At 69.2% G+C, this 16,505-nt stretch carries 12 protein-coding genes, 1 pseudogene and 1 riboswitch; of the genes and pseudogenes, 1 reads left to right on the top strand and 12 read right to left on the bottom strand.

All coding sequences use genetic code 11. The features are described from left to right. The 10 genes and pseudogenes from ACM6LU_RS35065 to ACM6LU_RS35020 form a co-directional block, all read right to left on the bottom strand. Window positions 1-227, bottom strand: a pseudogene (locus tag ACM6LU_RS35065) (lipoyl synthase); the annotation flags it as partial. Continuing rightward, window positions 224-1,507 (bottom strand): serine hydroxymethyltransferase, encoded by a 1,284-nt coding sequence (gene glyA, locus ACM6LU_RS35060; protein WP_414942147.1) that lies wholly within the window; start codon window positions 1,505-1,507, stop codon window positions 224-226. The gene glyA and the pseudogene ACM6LU_RS35065, both read right to left, overlap by 4 nt. A gap of 1 nt (window position 1,508) precedes the next feature. Beyond that, on the bottom strand, window positions 1,509-1,886 hold the full coding sequence (gcvH, locus tag ACM6LU_RS35055) for a glycine cleavage system protein GcvH (RefSeq protein WP_414942146.1): 378 nt from the start codon (window positions 1,884-1,886) through the stop codon (window positions 1,509-1,511). A 16-nt stretch (window positions 1,887-1,902) separates the two neighbouring features. Then, window positions 1,903-2,994 (bottom strand): glycine cleavage system aminomethyltransferase GcvT, encoded by a 1,092-nt coding sequence (gene gcvT / locus ACM6LU_RS35050; protein ID WP_414942145.1) that lies wholly within the window; start codon window positions 2,992-2,994, stop codon window positions 1,903-1,905. 8 nt (window positions 2,995-3,002) lie between these two features. Continuing rightward, window positions 3,003-5,834, bottom strand: coding sequence for an aminomethyl-transferring glycine dehydrogenase (gene gcvP, locus ACM6LU_RS35045; protein ID WP_414942144.1), 2,832 nt, complete (start codon window positions 5,832-5,834; stop codon window positions 3,003-3,005). 43 nt (window positions 5,835-5,877) lie between these two features. After that, window positions 5,878-5,981: riboswitch (glycine riboswitch) on the bottom strand. A gap of 391 nt (window positions 5,982-6,372) precedes the next feature. Then, a complete protein-coding gene (locus ACM6LU_RS35040) occupies window positions 6,373-6,747 on the bottom strand; it encodes a hypothetical protein (protein WP_414942143.1) in 375 nt (124 codons plus the stop codon). Between the two features lie 190 nt (window positions 6,748-6,937). Continuing rightward, window positions 6,938-7,705: a 3-oxoacyl-ACP reductase gene (locus tag ACM6LU_RS35035; RefSeq protein ID WP_414942142.1), complete on the bottom strand. Its 768-nt coding sequence runs from the start codon at window positions 7,703-7,705 to the stop codon at window positions 6,938-6,940. After that, window positions 7,706-9,070 carry an aldehyde dehydrogenase family protein gene (locus ACM6LU_RS35030; protein WP_414942141.1) on the bottom strand — a complete coding sequence of 455 codons (1,365 nt, stop codon included), beginning with the start codon at window positions 9,068-9,070 and terminating at the stop codon, window positions 7,706-7,708. Beyond that, window positions 9,067-9,780, bottom strand: a complete 714-nt coding sequence (locus ACM6LU_RS35025; RefSeq protein WP_414942140.1) for a gamma-glutamyl-gamma-aminobutyrate hydrolase family protein — start codon at window positions 9,778-9,780, stop codon at window positions 9,067-9,069. The genes ACM6LU_RS35030 and ACM6LU_RS35025 overlap by 4 nt, the downstream gene beginning before the upstream one ends. Further along, complete coding sequence (locus ACM6LU_RS35020; protein ID WP_414942139.1) at window positions 9,761-11,125, bottom strand: glutamine synthetase family protein; 1,365 nt, start codon at window positions 11,123-11,125, stop codon at window positions 9,761-9,763. The genes ACM6LU_RS35025 and ACM6LU_RS35020 overlap by 20 nt, the downstream gene beginning before the upstream one ends. Window positions 11,126-11,352: 227 nt before the next feature. On the opposite strand from ACM6LU_RS35020, the gene ACM6LU_RS35015 reads away from it, so the two are divergent. Beyond that, complete coding sequence (locus tag ACM6LU_RS35015; protein ID WP_414942138.1) at window positions 11,353-11,877, top strand: general stress protein; 525 nt, start codon at window positions 11,353-11,355, stop codon at window positions 11,875-11,877. A gap of 69 nt (window positions 11,878-11,946) precedes the next feature. On the opposite strand, the gene aspS is transcribed toward ACM6LU_RS35015, so the two are convergent. Both aspS and ACM6LU_RS35005 read right to left on the bottom strand, forming a co-directional pair. Next, window positions 11,947-13,200, bottom strand: a complete 1,254-nt coding sequence (gene aspS / locus ACM6LU_RS35010) for an aspartate--tRNA(Asn) ligase (protein WP_414942137.1) — start codon at window positions 13,198-13,200, stop codon at window positions 11,947-11,949. A 324-nt stretch (window positions 13,201-13,524) separates the two neighbouring features. After that, the gene (locus ACM6LU_RS35005) at window positions 13,525-16,320 is read right to left on the bottom strand and encodes a helix-turn-helix transcriptional regulator (RefSeq protein WP_414942136.1); all 2,796 of its coding nucleotides are present in this window, start codon (window positions 16,318-16,320) and stop codon (window positions 13,525-13,527) included. Window positions 16,321-16,505: the final 185 nt, after the last annotated feature.

The following is a 16,505-nucleotide window of genomic DNA, read 5'->3' as shown; positions in this document are numbered from 1 at the left end:
ATCAAGAACGTGGCCTCCCGGTCCTCCCAACACTCATAAATATTGGGACAACCAGCCTCCTCACACACAGTGTGAAGACCCTCACGCCTGACCAGGCCCTTAAGCTCGGTGAACTCCGGCCCCATCCGCGCACGCGTCTTGATCCACGAAGGCTTCTTCTCGATCGGGGTCTGCGCGTTGCGGACTTCGAGCCGGAGAAGTTTGCGCCCCTCGGGGAGCGCGCTCATCGGTTGAGGCCCTCGTACAGCGGGTGCTTCTTCGCCAGCAGTTCGACCCGGGCGGACAGCGACTGGCGCAGCGCCTCGTCGAAGTCCGGGCGCAGCGCCTCGGCGATGATGTCGCCGACCTCGGCGAAGTCCTCGGCACCGAAGCCACGGGTCGCCAGCGCCGGGGTGCCGATCCGCAGGCCCGAGGTGATCATCGGCGGCCGCGGATCGAACGGGACGGCGTTGCGGTTGACCGTGATGCCGACCGAGTGCAGCCGGTCCTCGGCCTGCTGACCGTCCAAAGTGGAGTTGACCAGATCGACGAGCACCAGGTGCACGTCGGTGCCACCGGTCAGCACCCGGACGCCCGCTTCGGCGCAGTCCGTCCGCGAAAGGCGGTCGGCCAGGATCTTCGCGCCTTCGAGCACACGCTGCTGGCGCTCGCGGAACTCCTCGCTCGCGGCGACCTTCAGCGCGACGGCCTTGGCGGCGATGACGTGCTCCAGCGGACCGCCCTGCTGGCCGGGGAACACCGCCGAGTTGATCTTCTTGGCGAGTTCCTGTCGGCACAGGATGATGCCGCCACGCGGGCCGCCGAGGGTCTTGTGCGTGGTCGTGGTGACGATGTCCGCGTGCGGCACCGGGCTCGGGTGCAGTCCGGCGGCGACGAGACCGGCGAAGTGCGCCATGTCGACCATGACCTTCGCGCCGACCTCGTCGGCGATGCGGCGGAACTCGGCGAAGTCGAGCTGACGCGGGTACGCCGACCAGCCGGCGATGATCAGCTTCGGCTTGTGTTCCTTGGCGAGACGCTCGATCTCCTCGACGTCGACGATCCCGGTCTCTTTGTCGACGTGGTAGGCGACGACGTTGTAGAGCTTGCCGGAAAAGTTGATCTTCATTCCGTGGGTCAGGTGCCCGCCGTGGGCGAGGTCGAGACCGAGGATGGTGTCACCGGGGTTGAGCACGGCGACCATGGCGGCGGCGTTGGCCTGCGCACCCGAGTGCGGCTGGACGTTGGCGTGCTCGGCGCCGAAGAGGGCCTTCGCGCGGTCGATCGCCAGCTGCTCGATGACGTCGACGTGCTCGCAACCACCGTAGTAGCGGCGGCCGGGGTAGCCCTCGGCGTACTTGTTGGTCAGCACGGAACCCTGCGCCTCGAGCACGCTAACCGGGGCGAAGTTCTCCGAAGCGATCATTTCCAGGGTCGACTGCTGCCGGTCGAGTTCGGCGGCGACGGCCGCGGCGACCTCGGGGTCCACTTCGGACAGGGCTGCGTTGAACAAAGAAGTGTCTCCCATTTCAGCTCTCCTGGGTGAGCACGGCGTAGGCCTGGGCATCGAGCAGGGCGGGCACGTCGCCGGACAGACGCACCTTCAGGAGCCATCCTTCGGCGTACGGGTCCGAGTTGATCAACTCGGGGGTGTCCGTTGTGGCCCCGTTCACCTCGACGACCTCGCCGTCCACAGGCGCGTACAGCTCGCTGACGGACTTGGTCGACTCGACCTCGCCGAACACCTCGCCGGCGGAGACGGTGTCACCGACCGAGGGAAGCTGGACGAACACGATGTCACCGAGCGACTCGGCGGCGAAGGCGGTGATGCCCACGGTGGCGACGCCGTCGACGACGTTCAGCCACTCGTGTTCCTTCGTGTACTTCAGGTCCTGGGGGATGCTCATGATGAGAAGGGGCCTTTCAGGCGCGAGAGTAGAAGGGCAGGGCGACGACCTCGACGGGCTCGACGCGGCCCCGGATGTCGACGGAAAGCTCGGTGCCGGGCTCGGAGTGCTCCCGGTCCACGTACGCCATGGCGATCGGGTAGCCCAGGGTCGGCGAGAGGGCACCGCTGGTGACCTCACCGATCTCGGTCTCGCCGGACAGGACTGTGTAGCCGTGGCGCGGGGCGCGGCGGCCGGAGCCCTTGAGCCCGACGCGCACGCGGCGAACGTCCTTTTTGGACAGTTCCTCCAGCGCGGCCTTGCCGACGAAGTCGCCGGGCTTCTCGAACTTGACGACACGGCCGAGACCGGCTTCGAACGGGCTCAACCGGAGGCTGAGTTCGTTGCCGTACAACGGCATTCCGGCTTCGAGGCGCAGTGTGTCACGACAGGCGAGACCCGCCGGGAGCAGGCCGTGCGGCTCCCCGGCCTCGGTGAGGATGCGCCAGACGGCGGGGGCCTCACCGGCCGGGACGTACAGCTCGAAGCCGTCCTCGCCGGTGTAACCGGTGCGGGCGAGCAGGACGTCGTGACCCTTCACGACGGCCGGGACGCTCGCGTAGTACTTGAGCGCGCCGAGGTCGGCGTCGGTGACGGCGCCCAGGATCTCGACGGCCTTCGGGCCCTGGACGGCGATCAGCGCGACGTCCTCGGACTTGTCGTCGACGACGGCGTCGAAGCCGGAAGCCCGCTCTGCCAGCGCTTCGGCGACGACGGAAGCGTTACCCGCGTTGGCAACGACCAGGAACTTCTCGTCGGCGAGGCGGTAGACGACCAGGTCGTCGAGTACGCCGCCTCCTGCATCGCAGATCATCGTGTAGCGCGCCCGGCCCGGCTTGACGCCGGACAGGTTGCCGACCAGCGCGAAGTCGAGGACCTCGGCGGCTTGCCCACCGGTCACCTCGATTTCGGCCATATGGGAGAGGTCGAACAGGCCCGCGGTCTCGCGGACCGCCTTGTGCTCCGCCAGTTCGCTGGAATAGCGGATCGGCATCGACCAGCCCGCGAAGTCGGTGAACAGCGCACCCAGTCCTTTGTGGACCCCGTGCAGGGACGTCTCTTTCGACATCAAGTGCCTCAGTTCTCGTAGGCGTTGAGCGGCGGGCAGGAGCAGACGAGGTTACGGTCCCCGCGCGCACCGTCGATGCGGCGCACCGGGGGCCAGTACTTGGCCTTGCGGTTCACCCCGGCGGGGTACACCGCGAGTTCGCGGTCGTACGGCAGGTCCCAGTCGCCGATCAGGGTTTCCGCGGTGTGCGGAGCGTTGCGCAGCGGGCTGTTGTCCGCGGTCCAACGGCCCCGCGCGACGGCGTCGATCTCCGCGCGGATGGCGATCATCGCCTCGATGAAGCGGTCGATCTCGCCGAGGTCCTCGGATTCGGTCGGCTCGACCATCAGCGTGCCCGCGACCGGGAACGACATGGTCGGGGCGTGGAAGCCGTAATCGATCAGGCGCTTCGCGACGTCGTCCACGGAAACGCCGGTCTCCTTGGTGAGTCCGCGCAGATCGAGGATGCACTCGTGCGCGACCAGGCCGTCCTGGCCGGTGTAGAGCACCGGATAGTGCTGGTTGAGGCGCTTGGCCACGTAGTTCGCGGCGAGAACGGCCGCGCTAGTCGCAAGTGTCAATCCAGCTGCGCCCATCATCCGGACGTACGCCCACGAGATCGGCAGAATCGACGCCGAGCCGTACGGGGCGGCGCTGATCGGGCCGACGCCGGTCGACGGACCGGCCTTCTCCAGCAGCGGGTGGTTCGGCAGGTACGGCGCGAGGTGCGCGCGCACCGCGACCGGGCCGACGCCGGGGCCGCCGCCACCGTGCGGGATGCAGAAGGTCTTGTGCAGGTTCAGGTGCGAGACGTCGCCGCCGAACTCGCCCGGCTTCGCCAGGCCCAGCAGGGCGTTGAGGTTCGCGCCGTCGACGTAGACCTGGCCGCCCGCGTCGTGGACGATCTTGGCCAGCTCGTCGATGCCGTGCTCGTAGACACCGTGTGTGGACGGATAGGTGACCATGATCGCGGAGAGCGTGTCGCGGTTGGCCTCGGCCTTGGCGCGCAGGTCTTCGAGGTCGACGTTGCCCTCGTCGGTGCACTTGACCACGACGACGCGCATCCCGGCCATGACCGCTGAGGCCGCGTTCGTGCCGTGCGCGGACGACGGGATCAGGCAGACCTCGCGTTCCTGCTGACCGTTCGCTTGGTGGTACGCGCGGATCGCGAGCAGTCCGGCGAGTTCGCCCTGGCTACCGGCGTTCGGCTGCAGCGACACCTTGTCGTAGCCGGTGACCTCGGCCAGCCAGCTCGACAGCTGCTCGACCAGGACGTGGTAGCCCTCGGCGTCCTCGACCGGGGCGAACGGGTGGATACCCGCGAACTCACGCCAGCTGATCGGCTCCATCTCGGTGGTGGCGTTGAGCTTCATCGTGCAGGAGCCGAGCGGGATCATGCCGCGGTCGAGCGCGTAGTCCAAGTCGGACAGGCTGCGCAGGTAGCGCAGCATCGCGGTCTCGGAGCGATGGGAGTGGAAGACCTCGTGGGTGAGGTACTCGCTCTCGCGGTGCAGGCCCGCGGGCAGCGCCTGGGCCTCGGTAGCCGCGGTGTCGATACCGAAGGCGTTGAGCACCTTGGCGATGATCGCGGGCGTGGTGACCTCGTCGACGGCGACGCGGACGTGGTCGGCGTCGACCGGGCCGAGGTTGATCCCGTTCTCGCGCGCGACCGCGACGACCGCTTCGGCCTGTCCGGGCATGCGGGCGAGGACGGTGTCGAAGAAGCCCTCGTGGACGACCTCGACGCCCCCGGCGCGCAGGGCGTCCGCCAGACCGCCGGCGAGTTCGTGGACGCGGGTCGCGATGCGCTTGAGGCCGTCCGGACCGTGGTAGACCGCGTACATCGCGGCGAGCACGGCGGGCAGGACCTGCGCGGTGCAGATGTTGGAGGTCGCCTTCTCGCGGCGGATGTGCTGCTCGCGGGTCTGGAGGGCGAGGCGGTACGCGAGGTTGCCGTCGGCGTCGACCGAGACACCGACGAGACGGCCCGGCAGCGAACGCTCGAGCCCGGCGCGGACGGCCATGTACCCGGCGTGCGGGCCGCCATAGCCGAGCGGGACGCCGAAGCGCTGGGTGGAACCGGCGGCGATGTCCGCGCCGAACTCACCTGGCGCGGTGACCAGCGTGAGGGCGAGCAGGTCGGCGGCGACGGTGTACAGCGCTCCGGCGGCCTTCGCGGTCTCGGAGATGGCGGAGTAGAAGCCCGCGCCGCGCAGCACGCCGGAAGCACCGGGGTACTGGACGACGACGCCGAAGAACTCCTCCGGCAGGCCGGTGAGCAGGTCGCGGACCTCGACCTCGATGCCCATCGCCTCGGCGCGGGTGCGCACGACCGCGATGGTCTGCGGCAGACACTCGGCGTCGAGGACGACCTTGTTCGACTTGGACTTCGACACGCGGCGCATCAGCATGACGGCCTCGGCGACGGCGGTGGACTCGTCGAGCAGGGAGGCGTTCGCGGTGGCGAGACCGGCCAGCTCGGAAACCATGGTCTGGAAGTTGAGGAGGGCTTCGAGGCGGCCCTGCGAGATCTCCGGCTGGTAGGGCGTGTACGCCGTGTACCAGGCCGGGTTCTCCAGCACGTTGCGGCGGATGACCGCCGGGGTGACCGTGTCGTGGAAGCCGAGGCCGATCATCTGCGTCATCGGCTTGTTGAGCGCGGCAAGCGCGCGAAGCTCGGCGATGGCGCTCTCTTCGGACGCGGCGGGGGGAAGCTCGAGGTCACGGGTGATCCGGATCGCGGACGGCACGGCGGCCCGCATCAAGGCGTCGAGGCTGCCGTAGCCGACCTCGGCGAGCATCTTGGCCTGCTCGGACTCCGAGGGGCCGATGTGCCGGTCGCCGAAGGACGTACTGGTCAAGGGAGCTCCTTGGGTCAGGCGCCGGATAGACCGGTGCGCTGGGAACTCCCCCTCTGTCATGGCACCTGAGAGTTTCACCGCCCGTGAGGGGACGGCTTTCACCTTGGGTGAGGCGCACTTGCGCGCCTGCTTTCCAGAGTGGCCTCGCGGAAGCGGTAGTGGGTACCTGAGAGATTCCGGGGAGTTTGCTCCTTCGGTGCCCCACCACCTTCGTGGGGGCTCTCCCGCTCCAGCTCAACGGCCCTGTCTGCAGTTGTGCGCACACCGTACCTGGCGCGTTCGACGCGCGTCTACTTCTGGCCGGACACGTCACTTCCCCCGTTCGGCCGGACACCCGTCGTGCCCGGCCGCCGGGTCGTGGCTAGGCGGCGTCTCTCAAAGCGCGCTTTCGGATTTCCGCAGCCGGGCCCCGGCATCCGCTGGTCACCCACTCAGCCAGATCAGCGGCCCACCTCCGCAAAACCGAGGCCTCCGGCCGACAAGAAACGCGCGCGCCTGTCCTCACCCAACCTGCCAACCTCAGTTCGGGAGACACGCTCTAGGCGGTCTCCATCATCATTTCGGCGGTGATGGTGCCGCAGAGCTCGGCGCAGCGCGTCATCATGCCGGCGGCTTCGACGAGTTCCGGGTCGCCGGTCTTGGCGCACTCCTGGGCGCACATGCGCATCATCTGGGAGGCGAGGCCGCACGTCTTCGCGCACATGCGCATCATTTCGAGGTCGGCGATCATGGCCGAACAGCGCATCATCATGTCGGCGCTCATGCGGGACATGTCGGCGCAGGTCACCATCATCATCCCGAGCTTGGCGCCGCCGACCTCCATGCAGCGCGTCATCATCTCCTCGCACCTGACGTGGCACTCGTTGCACAGGTCGATGCAGTCGCGCATGGCGGTGCTCATCTGCCGGGTCATCCTGGGGGCCTCCGCGCTTCTCGGATCGCGAAACCAGGCGGCTCCGCGTCCCAGAACTACCGCGCAGGTCAAGGGTATGCCATCCCAGCCACCGGGACGAGTGACGGCGGCAGGGAGTGAACAGGTCCGTGAAGGCCTCCTTGAGGGACTCTGGGTCCCTCAAGGAGGCCTTCACGGACCTGGGCAAACCTCACAGGGGGGTGACGTAGGCCCCCGCGATGCCGCCGTCCACCAGGAACTGCGAAGCCGTGATGAACGAAGCGTCGTCACTCGCCAGGAACGCGACCGCGCCCGCGATCTCCTCCGGCTCCGCGAACCGGCCGACCGGAACGTGCACCAGCCGCCGCGCGGCCCGCTCGGGGTCCTTCGCGAACAGTTCCTTCAGCAGCGGCGTGTTCACCGGCCCCGGGCACAGCGCGTTGACCCGGATGTTCTCCCGCGCGAACTGCACGCCCAGTTCCCGGCTCATCGCCAGTACCCCGCCCTTGGACGCGGTGTAGGAGATCTGCGACGTCGCCGCGCCCATCACGGCGACGAACGACGCGGTGTTGATGATCGAGCCCTTCCCCCGCCGCTGCATATGCGGCAGCACCGCCTTGCAGCACAGGTACACCGAGGTCAGGTTGACCTTCTGCACCTTCTCCCACGCGTCGATGCCCGTGGTGAGGATCGAGTCGTCCTCGGGCGGGGAGATGCCGGCGTTGTTGAACGCGACGTCGACCGAGCCGAAGGTGTCCACGGTGGTCTGGAACAGGGCCTCGACCTGCTCGGCGTCGGTGACGTCGGCCTGCACGAACAGGCCGCCGACCTCGCCGGCCGCGGCCTTGCCCGCCTCGGCGGAGATGTCGGCGATGACGACCTTCGCGCCCTCGCTCGCCAGCCGCCGAGCGGTGGCAAGACCGATGCCGCTGCTGCCGCCGGTGATGACCGCGACGCGGCCCTCGAAACGCTGCACCATCTAGTCCTCCGTGCTGATGAATACATTCTTGGTCTCGGTGAAGGCGTCGACAGCGTCCGGCCCGAGCTCGCGGCCCAGCCCGGACTGCTTGAACCCGCCGAACGGCGTCCAGTAGCGCACGGACGAGTGCGAGTTCACCGACAGGTTCCCGGCCTCGACACCGCGCGCGACGCGGAAGGCGCGGCCGACGTCACGCGTCCAGATCGAGCCGGACAGGCCGTACTCGGTGTCGTTGGCCATGGTCACCGCGTCCGCCTCCCCGGCGAACGGGATCACCGCGACGACCGGGCCGAAGATCTCGTCCGAGGCCAGCGGATGCCGCAGGTCGGGCGGGGTGACGACGGTCGGCGGGAACCAGTACCCGGGTCCGACGGGAGCGTTGCCCCGGAAGGCGACCGGCGCGGCGTCGTCCACATAGGACGACACCTTCGCGTGGTGCCCGGCCGAGATCAGCGGTCCCATCTCGGTCACCTCCAGGCGAGGATCCCCGACGACGACGCCGTTCACGGCGGGTTCCAGCAGTTCCATGAACCGGTCGTACACGTTCGCCTGCACCAGGATCAGGGATCGCGCGCAGCAGTCCTGCCCGGCGTTGTCGAACACGCCGTACGGCGCCGTGGCCGCGGCCTTCTCCAGGTCGGCGTCGGCGAACACGATGTTCGCGTTCTTGCCGCCGAGTTCCAGCGTCACCCGCTTCACCCGCGCGGCGCAGCCGGCCATGATCTGCTTGCCAACCGCGGTGGAGCCGGTGAACACCACCTTCCGCACCGCCGGGTGGTCCACGAACCGTTGTCCCACCACGGACCCCTTGCCGGGGAGCACCTGGAAGACGTCCTCGGGGATACCCGCCTCGCGGGCGAGCTCACCGAGGCGGATCGCGGTCAGCGGGGTGAGTTCGGCGGGCTTGAGCACGACGGTGTTCCCGGCGGCGAGCGCGGGCGCGAAACCCCAGCCCGCGATGGGCATCGGGAAGTTCCACGGCACGATCACCCCGACCACGCCGAGCGGCTCGTGGAACGTCATGTTCACCCCGCCGGGCACCGGGATCTGCTTGCCGCTCAAGCGTTCCGGTGACGCCGAGTAGTACGTCAGCACGTCGCGGACGTTGCCTGCCTCCCAGCGCGCGTTGCCGATCGTGTGGCCCGCGTTGACGACCTCCAGCTGGGCGAGGTTCTCGATATCGGCGTCGACGGCGTCGGCGAAGCGGCGCAACAGCCGCGCCCGGTCGCCGGGGGCCACCGCCCGCCAGGCGGGGAACGCCGCCTGTGCGCGGGCGATCGCCGCGTCGGTCTCCTCGGCCGAGGTCAGGCCAACCGACCTCACCACCTCTTCGGTGGCGGGGTTGATCACCTCGAACGTGGTCATGCCCGCTCCTTCGCAGCTGTCACCAATGCCTCGAAAAGCCTGATGTCGTCGGGATTCTGTTCGGGATGCCATTGGACGCCGAGCACGAACCCGTCGCCGGGCAGTTCCGCCGCCTCGATGGTCCCGTCGGCGGCCCAGCCGACCGGCACCAGCCCGTCACCGAGCTGGTCGATGGCCTGGTGGTGATAACACGGCACCTTGGTCTCGGTGCCGAGGATCGACGCGGCCCGGCTGCCCTCGGCAAGGGTCACCGTAGTGGTGCCGAAGGTCGCGGGCGCGGGCTGGTGATCCGCACTGTCCAAAGTGTCCGGAAGATGCTGGGCGAGCGTCCCGCCGAGCGCGACGCTGAGCACCTGCAGCCCCCGGCACACGCCGAGCACCGGTTTGCCACTGTCCAAAGCGGACCGCAGCAGGCCGAATTCGAACGCGTCCCGGTTCGGCCGGACGTAGGTCGTCGGACGCTGCTCCTGGCCGTAGCGCGCCGGTTCGATGTCGGCGCCGCCGACCAGCACGAGACCGTCCACGGCGGACACCAGCCTGTCGTGCGCGTCGCTCACCGGCGGCAGCAGCACCGGGATCCCGCCCGCCGCGGCGACGCCGTCCACGTACACACGGTGCAGCAAAGCCGCTTCGGTCTCCCACACCAGGAACTTCGCGGGCTCCAGGTAGCAGGTGAGCCCGATCAAGGGCTCAGAGACGTTCGAAGCCACGGATCCTCTCCCAGTCGGTGACGGCGGCGTCGTACGCGGTGAGTTCGACCTTCGCCGCGTTGAGGTAGTGGTCGACGACCTCGTCCCCGAACGCGGACCTGGCGAGTTCGCTCTGGTCGAGCAGCGCCGCGGCCTCCCGCAACGTCGTCGGCACGGTCGGCTTGTCGGAGCCATAGGCGTTGCCCTGGAACTCCGGCTCCAGCTTGAGTTCGTTCTCGATACCGTGCAACCCGGCGGCGATCAGCGCGGACACCGCGAGATACGGGTTCACGTCGCCGCCGGGAACCCGGTTCTCGGTGCGGAGCGAGTCCCCGTGCCCGACGACGCGGAGCGCGCACGTGCGGTTGTCGGTGCCCCACGCGACCGCCGTCGGCGCGAAGCTGCCGGGGACGAAGCGCTTGTAGGAGTTGATGTTCGGCGCGAGGAAATAGGTCAACTCCCGTAGTCCGGCGAGCTGACCGGCGAGGAAGTGCTCCATCAGCGGCGAGAACCCGCCGGGGCCGTCGCCGGCCAGCACGGCCTCACCCGCGGTGGAGCGCAGGCTGAGGTGGATGTGGCAGGAGTTGCCCTCACGTTCGTCGTACTTCGCCATGAACGTGAGGCTCTTGCCCTCCTGCGCGGCGATCTCCTTGGACCCGGTCTTGTAGACGCTGTGGTTGTCGCAGGTGACCAGGGCCTCGGCGTAGCGGAACGCGATCTCGTGCTGGCCGGGGTTGCACTCGCCCTTGGCCGATTCGACGTACAGCCCGGCGCCGCTCATGTCGTTGCGGATCCGGCGCAGCAGCGGTTCGATCCGCGAGGTACCGAGCATCGAGTAGTCGACGTTGTACTGGTTGGCCGGGCGAAGGCCCTGGTAGCGCTTGTCCCAGGCCGACTCGAAGGTGTCGTCGAAGACGATGAACTCCAGTTCGGTGCCAACGTACGCGCCGAGATCCTGCGCGGCCAGCCGGTCGAGTTGCCCGCGCAGGATCTGCCGGGGCGAGGGGGCCACGGCACCGCCTTGCACCCGTTCGAGGTCGGCGAGGACGAGCGCGGTGCCCTCCTGCCACGGGAGCAGGCGCAGCGTCTCGAAGTCCGGGCGCATGACGAAGTCGCCGTAGCCGGTCTCCCAGGACGACATCTCGTAGCCGTCGACGGTGTTCATGTCGACGTCGACCGCGAGCAGGTAGTTGCACGCTTCGGTGGCGTGCTCGACGACCTCGTTGAGGAAGTATTCGGCGGCGCAGCGTTTGCCCTGCAGCCTGCCCTGCATGTCGGTGATGGCCACCAGCACCGTGTCGACGGTGCCGTCCTCGACCAGTTCCCGGAGCCGATCCAGTGTGAGCATGCCGCGCCTGTTCGCCATCAGCCTCACCTAAAGGTTCGAAGCGGTACCTTTGCGGCTTCTTCCTACCGGGTCAGGCCAACCCGGTCAACTTAGCCAATGGTCTTATTCGTTACCCATTGCGGACTGTAGTTGATCCCTGGGCGGATTGTCTGCGATGCCCGGCTGAGAAGATGCTGTGAATCCCGCCGGACGGGAGGAGATCCGTACCTCCGGAACGTTGTACGGATCAAGAGAGGTGAGAAGGAATGACACAGGCATTCACGCAGCAGACCACGTTCACCGAGCCCCAGGGGCGGGCTCAGCTCCCGACGCTGCCCAGCGGGTGGCCGATCGGCTCCTACGAGTCGTACTCCGATGCGCAGCGTGCGGTCGACCACCTCGCTGGAACCGACTTCCCGATCACGGACGTCACCATTGTCGGTGTCGAACCGATCCTGGTCGAGCGGATCGCCGGGCGGATGGGCTGGCGCAAGGTGCTGACCAGCGCGGCGCTGTCGGGCGCCATATTCGGTATGTTCCTCGGTCTCGTGCTGAGCCTGCTGAACCCGGGCGCCGGACTGGTGCCGATCTTCGTCGGTCTCGTCGGCGGTATCGGGTTCAACCTGCTGTTCGGCGCGCTGGGGTACGCGGCTTCGAAGAACAAGCGCGGGTTCATCTCGCAGAGCCAGCTGGTCGCCCGGCGTTACGACGTCCTGGCCCAGCCGCGCAACGCCGAGAAGGGCCGCGCCCTGCTGGCCGACCTGGCCGCCAGGAGCGCGTTCCTCCACTGAGCCGATCCCCACACGCCTGATCCCACGCGACTCGGCACTTCCCCTGCGGAGGTGCCGAGTCGCGGCATCCTACGGGGTCAGGCGGTGCGAGTCCCGCGGGAAGAGCGCCGCCTGGCGCACGTTGGGCAGCCCGAGCAGCCGGGCCGTCCAGCGTTCGAGACCGAGCGCGAACCCGCCGTGCGGCGGCATGCCGTGTGCGAACACGCCCAGGTAGTCCCGGTACGGCTCGGCGGATTCACCCCGTGCCGCCAGCGCGGCGACGTAGGCGGCGTGCCGATGCAGCCGCTGGCCTCCGGTCACCAGTTCCAGCCCGCGGAAGAGCAGGTCGAAACTGCGGGAGTACGCGGGCCGCTCCGGGTCCGGATGCGTGTAGAACGGCCGCTTCGCCATTGGATAGCCGGTGACGAAGAGGAACTCCGAGCCGTGCGTGCGCAGCGCCCAGTCCGAAAGCAGCCGTTCGTGCGCGGGCGCGAGGTCCGGCTCCCCGCGCGGGTCCTCGCCGGAGAGCCGGGCGATCAGCTCCTGGGCGTCCGCGAAGTGGATCTCCGGAATCTTTTCGGGCACCACGACTCCGGTCTCCGGGACGGCGGCGGCCATGCCCGCGATGGCCTCTCGCAGTACCGTCATCACGTCGTGATGGTCGTCGATGAAGCCGAGTTCGGCGTCGAGGCTCGTGTACTGCGCGAGATGACGAGCCGTGTCGTGCGGTTCGGCGCGGAAGACCGGGCCGACCTCGTAGACCCGCTCGAACACCCCGACCAGCGCCTGTTTGTAGAACTGCGGGGACTGCGCCAAGAACGCCCGCTTGCCGAAGTAGTCGATGCCGAAGACGTTCGCCCCGGATTCCGTGGCCGACGAGACGATCTTGGGCGTATGGGTTTCGGTGAACCCGAGCCCGTCCAGCGCCGACCGGAATCCGGCGACGCTCGCCGCCGCGATCGTGAACACCTCCTTCAGCCGCGGATGCCGCAACGCGAGCGCGGCGTTGTCCAGCACCGTCGGCAACGCCGCGCTCAAGGACGGCCGGTAGAGGTCGAACGGCGGTGGTTTGGCGGGTTCGGAGAGCAGCCCGATCGACGGCTCGGTCACTTCGAGCCCGCCGGGCGCCTGCGGGTTCGCGGTGACGAGGCCTTCGACCTCGACCACGGTCTCCTCGGGTGGGCCACCGGATCCGGCGGCGACGACCTGCGCGAGCCCGGAACGGTCCCGGACCACGACGAAGGTGACGGATTTCAGCTGACGCCGTCGGTGCACCCAACCGGCTATTCGCACACGTTCGCCGACATGCCGGGGCAGGTCGGCGACGAGAACACGCGAGATCATCACAACTCCTGTACGGATATGCGCGACCCCTTGGGAGTGCGGGCGAGAAGGGAACTCGCGGTACCACCGCACTTTCGCCGCCACCCGGGACGAGCGGCGGCCTCGAAGGCCCGTGACGGGGGCCGAACGGCGGGGCATGGGGCGCGGACGCCGTTCCTCCCCGCACTCGGGAGGGTCTTCACCACGGGGCGCGAGGCCGCCTTCCCAGCTACCGGCGGCTCTCTGGGTCTCGCGTGTTTCCCGGGCTACTCGTCTCCGTCAGCGCGTTGCCCCGGAGGTTATGCCTTCCGGGGGCGCCCTCGCATCCGTGTTTCGGCGAAGACCTCACGAAGGTGTCCGGCCCAGCTCCCACCGTCCGGTGATGCCGAGTTTCGTGTAGATCCGCCCGAGGTGCTTCTCGACCGTCTTCGGGGTGACGAACAGCTCCTGCGCGATCTCCCGGTTCGCCCGCCCCGACGCCATCAGATCCGCGACCCGGCGTTCGCTCGCGGTCAGGGAGAACGGACCGGCGACGAGCGTCCGCCGGGGCCGGTCCCCCAGGGCTTCCAGCGCTTGCGCCGCGCGGGTGCGGAGGACGACCGAGCCGCATTCGGTGGCCAGTTCGATGCCGCGGGTGAGCGGAGTGCGCGCGTCGGTGCATCGCCGCGCGACCCGCATCGCCTCACCTAGGTCGACCAGCGAACGCGCGAGCTGCAGCCGGGCAGGCGACGTCTCCAGCACCCCGACCGACTCGGTCAGCAGATCCAGCCGCCGGTCGCCGTCGGCGTGCGCGAGCAACCGCAGCGCGACCCCGATCTCCGTCGCGGTCCCCCATTTCCGCGCGATGACCACCTGCTCGTTGGCCAGTTCGATGGCGTGGCCGGATTCGCCGAGCAGCATCGCGGCCCGTACCGCCGGGACCCGCCACGGAATGGTCGGCGGGTCGACCCCGGCCGCGGCCAGCTCGTCACGCTGCAGGAACGCCTGTGTCCTGGCGAGCACGGGATTCCCGACGGCGAGCGCGATCAGCGCGCGCGGCTCGTGCAGCCACGTCGTCGGCATCATGCGCGGGCCGTCGCCGTGGTCGGCGTCGAATCGCGCCAACACCTCGGCGGCGGCTTCGAGGTCGCCGCGTTCCAGCGCGGCGTAGGCGAGGAAATGGGTCGACGTCGCCCGGAGCGCGATCACCTGGGGCACCGGTTCCTCGGCCACGATGGCGGCGAGCGAGCCTTCGGCTTCGGCCTCCATGAGACTCACGTTGCCGAGCCGCCAGTCAAGGAACAGCGCGGCGTTGGCGACCGTCGCGAATTCGACGGGGCAGCCGTGCGCCCGTACCCGCCGCCGTGCCCGCTCGATCTCCCGCCGCGCCTCGTCGACGCCGTCGGCCGAGATCAGCGCGAGCATCGCCACCACCCAGCCGACCATCGCGTCGAGACTCCCGGTGGCGTCTTCGAAGTAGGCGCCGTTGGCCAGCGCGCGGCAGGCGGTCGCGGCGACCTCGTCCGCGGGCCGGACCTCGTACCTGCCCATCTGCGCGAGCAGGCCGAGCAAGGTGCGCTCGTCGGGCGTGACCCCGCTCAGCCCCGCGTACGCGCTCAGGTGGTCGGACGCCGTCCGGCGGTGGTGCGGCAGGAACGAGCGGATCACCGCGAGCCGCGCTTCGAGATGCATCCTGCCGGGGTCGCGCGGCCCGCCGGGGCGGGCGGCGATCGCCTCCCGGAGTTCCGCGACCGCGTCTTCGGGACCTTCGACGACGGCTGTGGCCGACGCGGCGGCGGCGGCGAGTTCGGCATCGGGGACACCGTCCGCCGCCACCAGAAGTTGTTGCCGCGCTTCGGCGGCCTCGCCGGTGCGGAGCAGCGCGCGGCCGAGTTCGGCCCGCAGCGCGGCGTCGTCCGGAGTCTCGTCCACGGCCCGGCGCAGATGCGCGGCGGCCGTCTCCGGGTCGCCTGCCGCGAGGAGCGCGATCGCGGCCTCGCGCAGGATGCCCGCCGCGTCCGGCAACGCGCCCTTCGGGGCCTGGACGAGGTGAGCGGCGACCCGGCCCGCCGGCGCCTTCGCCGCCCGCAACGCCTTCGCGGCGTCCGTATGCAGTGCCGCGCGGGCGATCGTGCCGAGATCCGTGAGGACGGCCTCCCGCACGACAGGGTGGACGAAGACGAGGTGATCGCCGTCGCCGGTCAGGACGTGGGCCGAGGTCAGCGCCTCGACCGCGGCCGAAAGCCTGGCGGCGTCCAGTTTCGCCAGTGCCCCGGCCCGCCGCGGATCGCCGCCGGGCCCCAGTATCGCGATCGCGCCTGCCAGTGCGACGGCTTCGAAGGGCAGTCTGCCCAGGACGGCCTGGAAAACCGTGCTGGGCCCCAGCCTTCCGACGTGATCCGCCGTCGCGTCGAGGTCCAGCGGCAACCCGAGCACGTCGAGTTCGTCGACGAGAACGCCTGCCAGGAAAGGGTTTCCGCCACTGGCCGCGTGCAGCGAGACGACAACGGCCCAGGCTGGACGGACCCCGCGGGCGGTGACGAGTTCGGCCAGCGCTTCGAGTGAGAGCGGCTTCGGCGACACACGCTCCGCCTGCCGCGAGACACTCAAACGCGCCAGTGGCCCGGTGTTCTCCGCGGGCGGGCGGGTGGCGACGACCACCGTGATCGGCAGGTCGGCGATGCGCCTGGAGAGGTAGACCAGGAACCGCAGCGACGAGTGGTCGGCCCAGTGCGCGTCGTCGACCGTGATCAGCAGCGGTCTGCTGGACGAGAAGTCGACCGTGGCCCACCAGAGCGCGTGCAAGGTCCTTGCCAGCTCAGCCTCGCTCGGATCGTCGAGCGCGCGGAGCACCGCGCCGGAAGGGCCGTCGAGGATCTTCTCGCGATTTTCCCCGCTGTAGCGGGAAAGCGACCGTTCGATCAGCTGGCGGACGACGCCCCAGGCCATCGCGCTTTCGAGCGCGTCACCGACCGACCGCAGCCTGCCGAATCCTCGCGCCTTCGCCAGCGCCCGTGCCTCCCGTACCAGCCGGGTCTTCCCGATGCCGGCGAGGCCTTCGATGACCACGACCCGGCCCTCGCCCGCCAGCGCGGAATCGAGTGCCGCTTCGATCCTTTCGAGTTCGCGATCCCGTTCAAGGATCGGCTCGCCGCCATTCATCCGATGAGACGCTCGATCCGGGCGGGATCGCGTCGCCGTACTCCCGTGACCAAGTGGCGCATTCGAGAATGGTAGCGGTCACGGGGCGGCGCGAAAGGGCTCCAATGGGTCACATTCCGCTGGGTTTCCCCGCGTGAGCCGGTTCCGCGCGCTCCGGAATGTCCGATGATCCGGTTGTCCGGAGT

Origin of the sequence: Amycolatopsis sp. cmx-11-51, from assembly GCF_047608665.1 — a bacterium.
In the GTDB taxonomy this organism is placed as follows: domain Bacteria; phylum Actinomycetota; class Actinomycetes; order Mycobacteriales; family Pseudonocardiaceae; genus Amycolatopsis.
The sequence above is the reverse complement of the archived record's forward strand: the minus strand, read 5'-3'. Positions and strand labels throughout refer to the sequence as shown.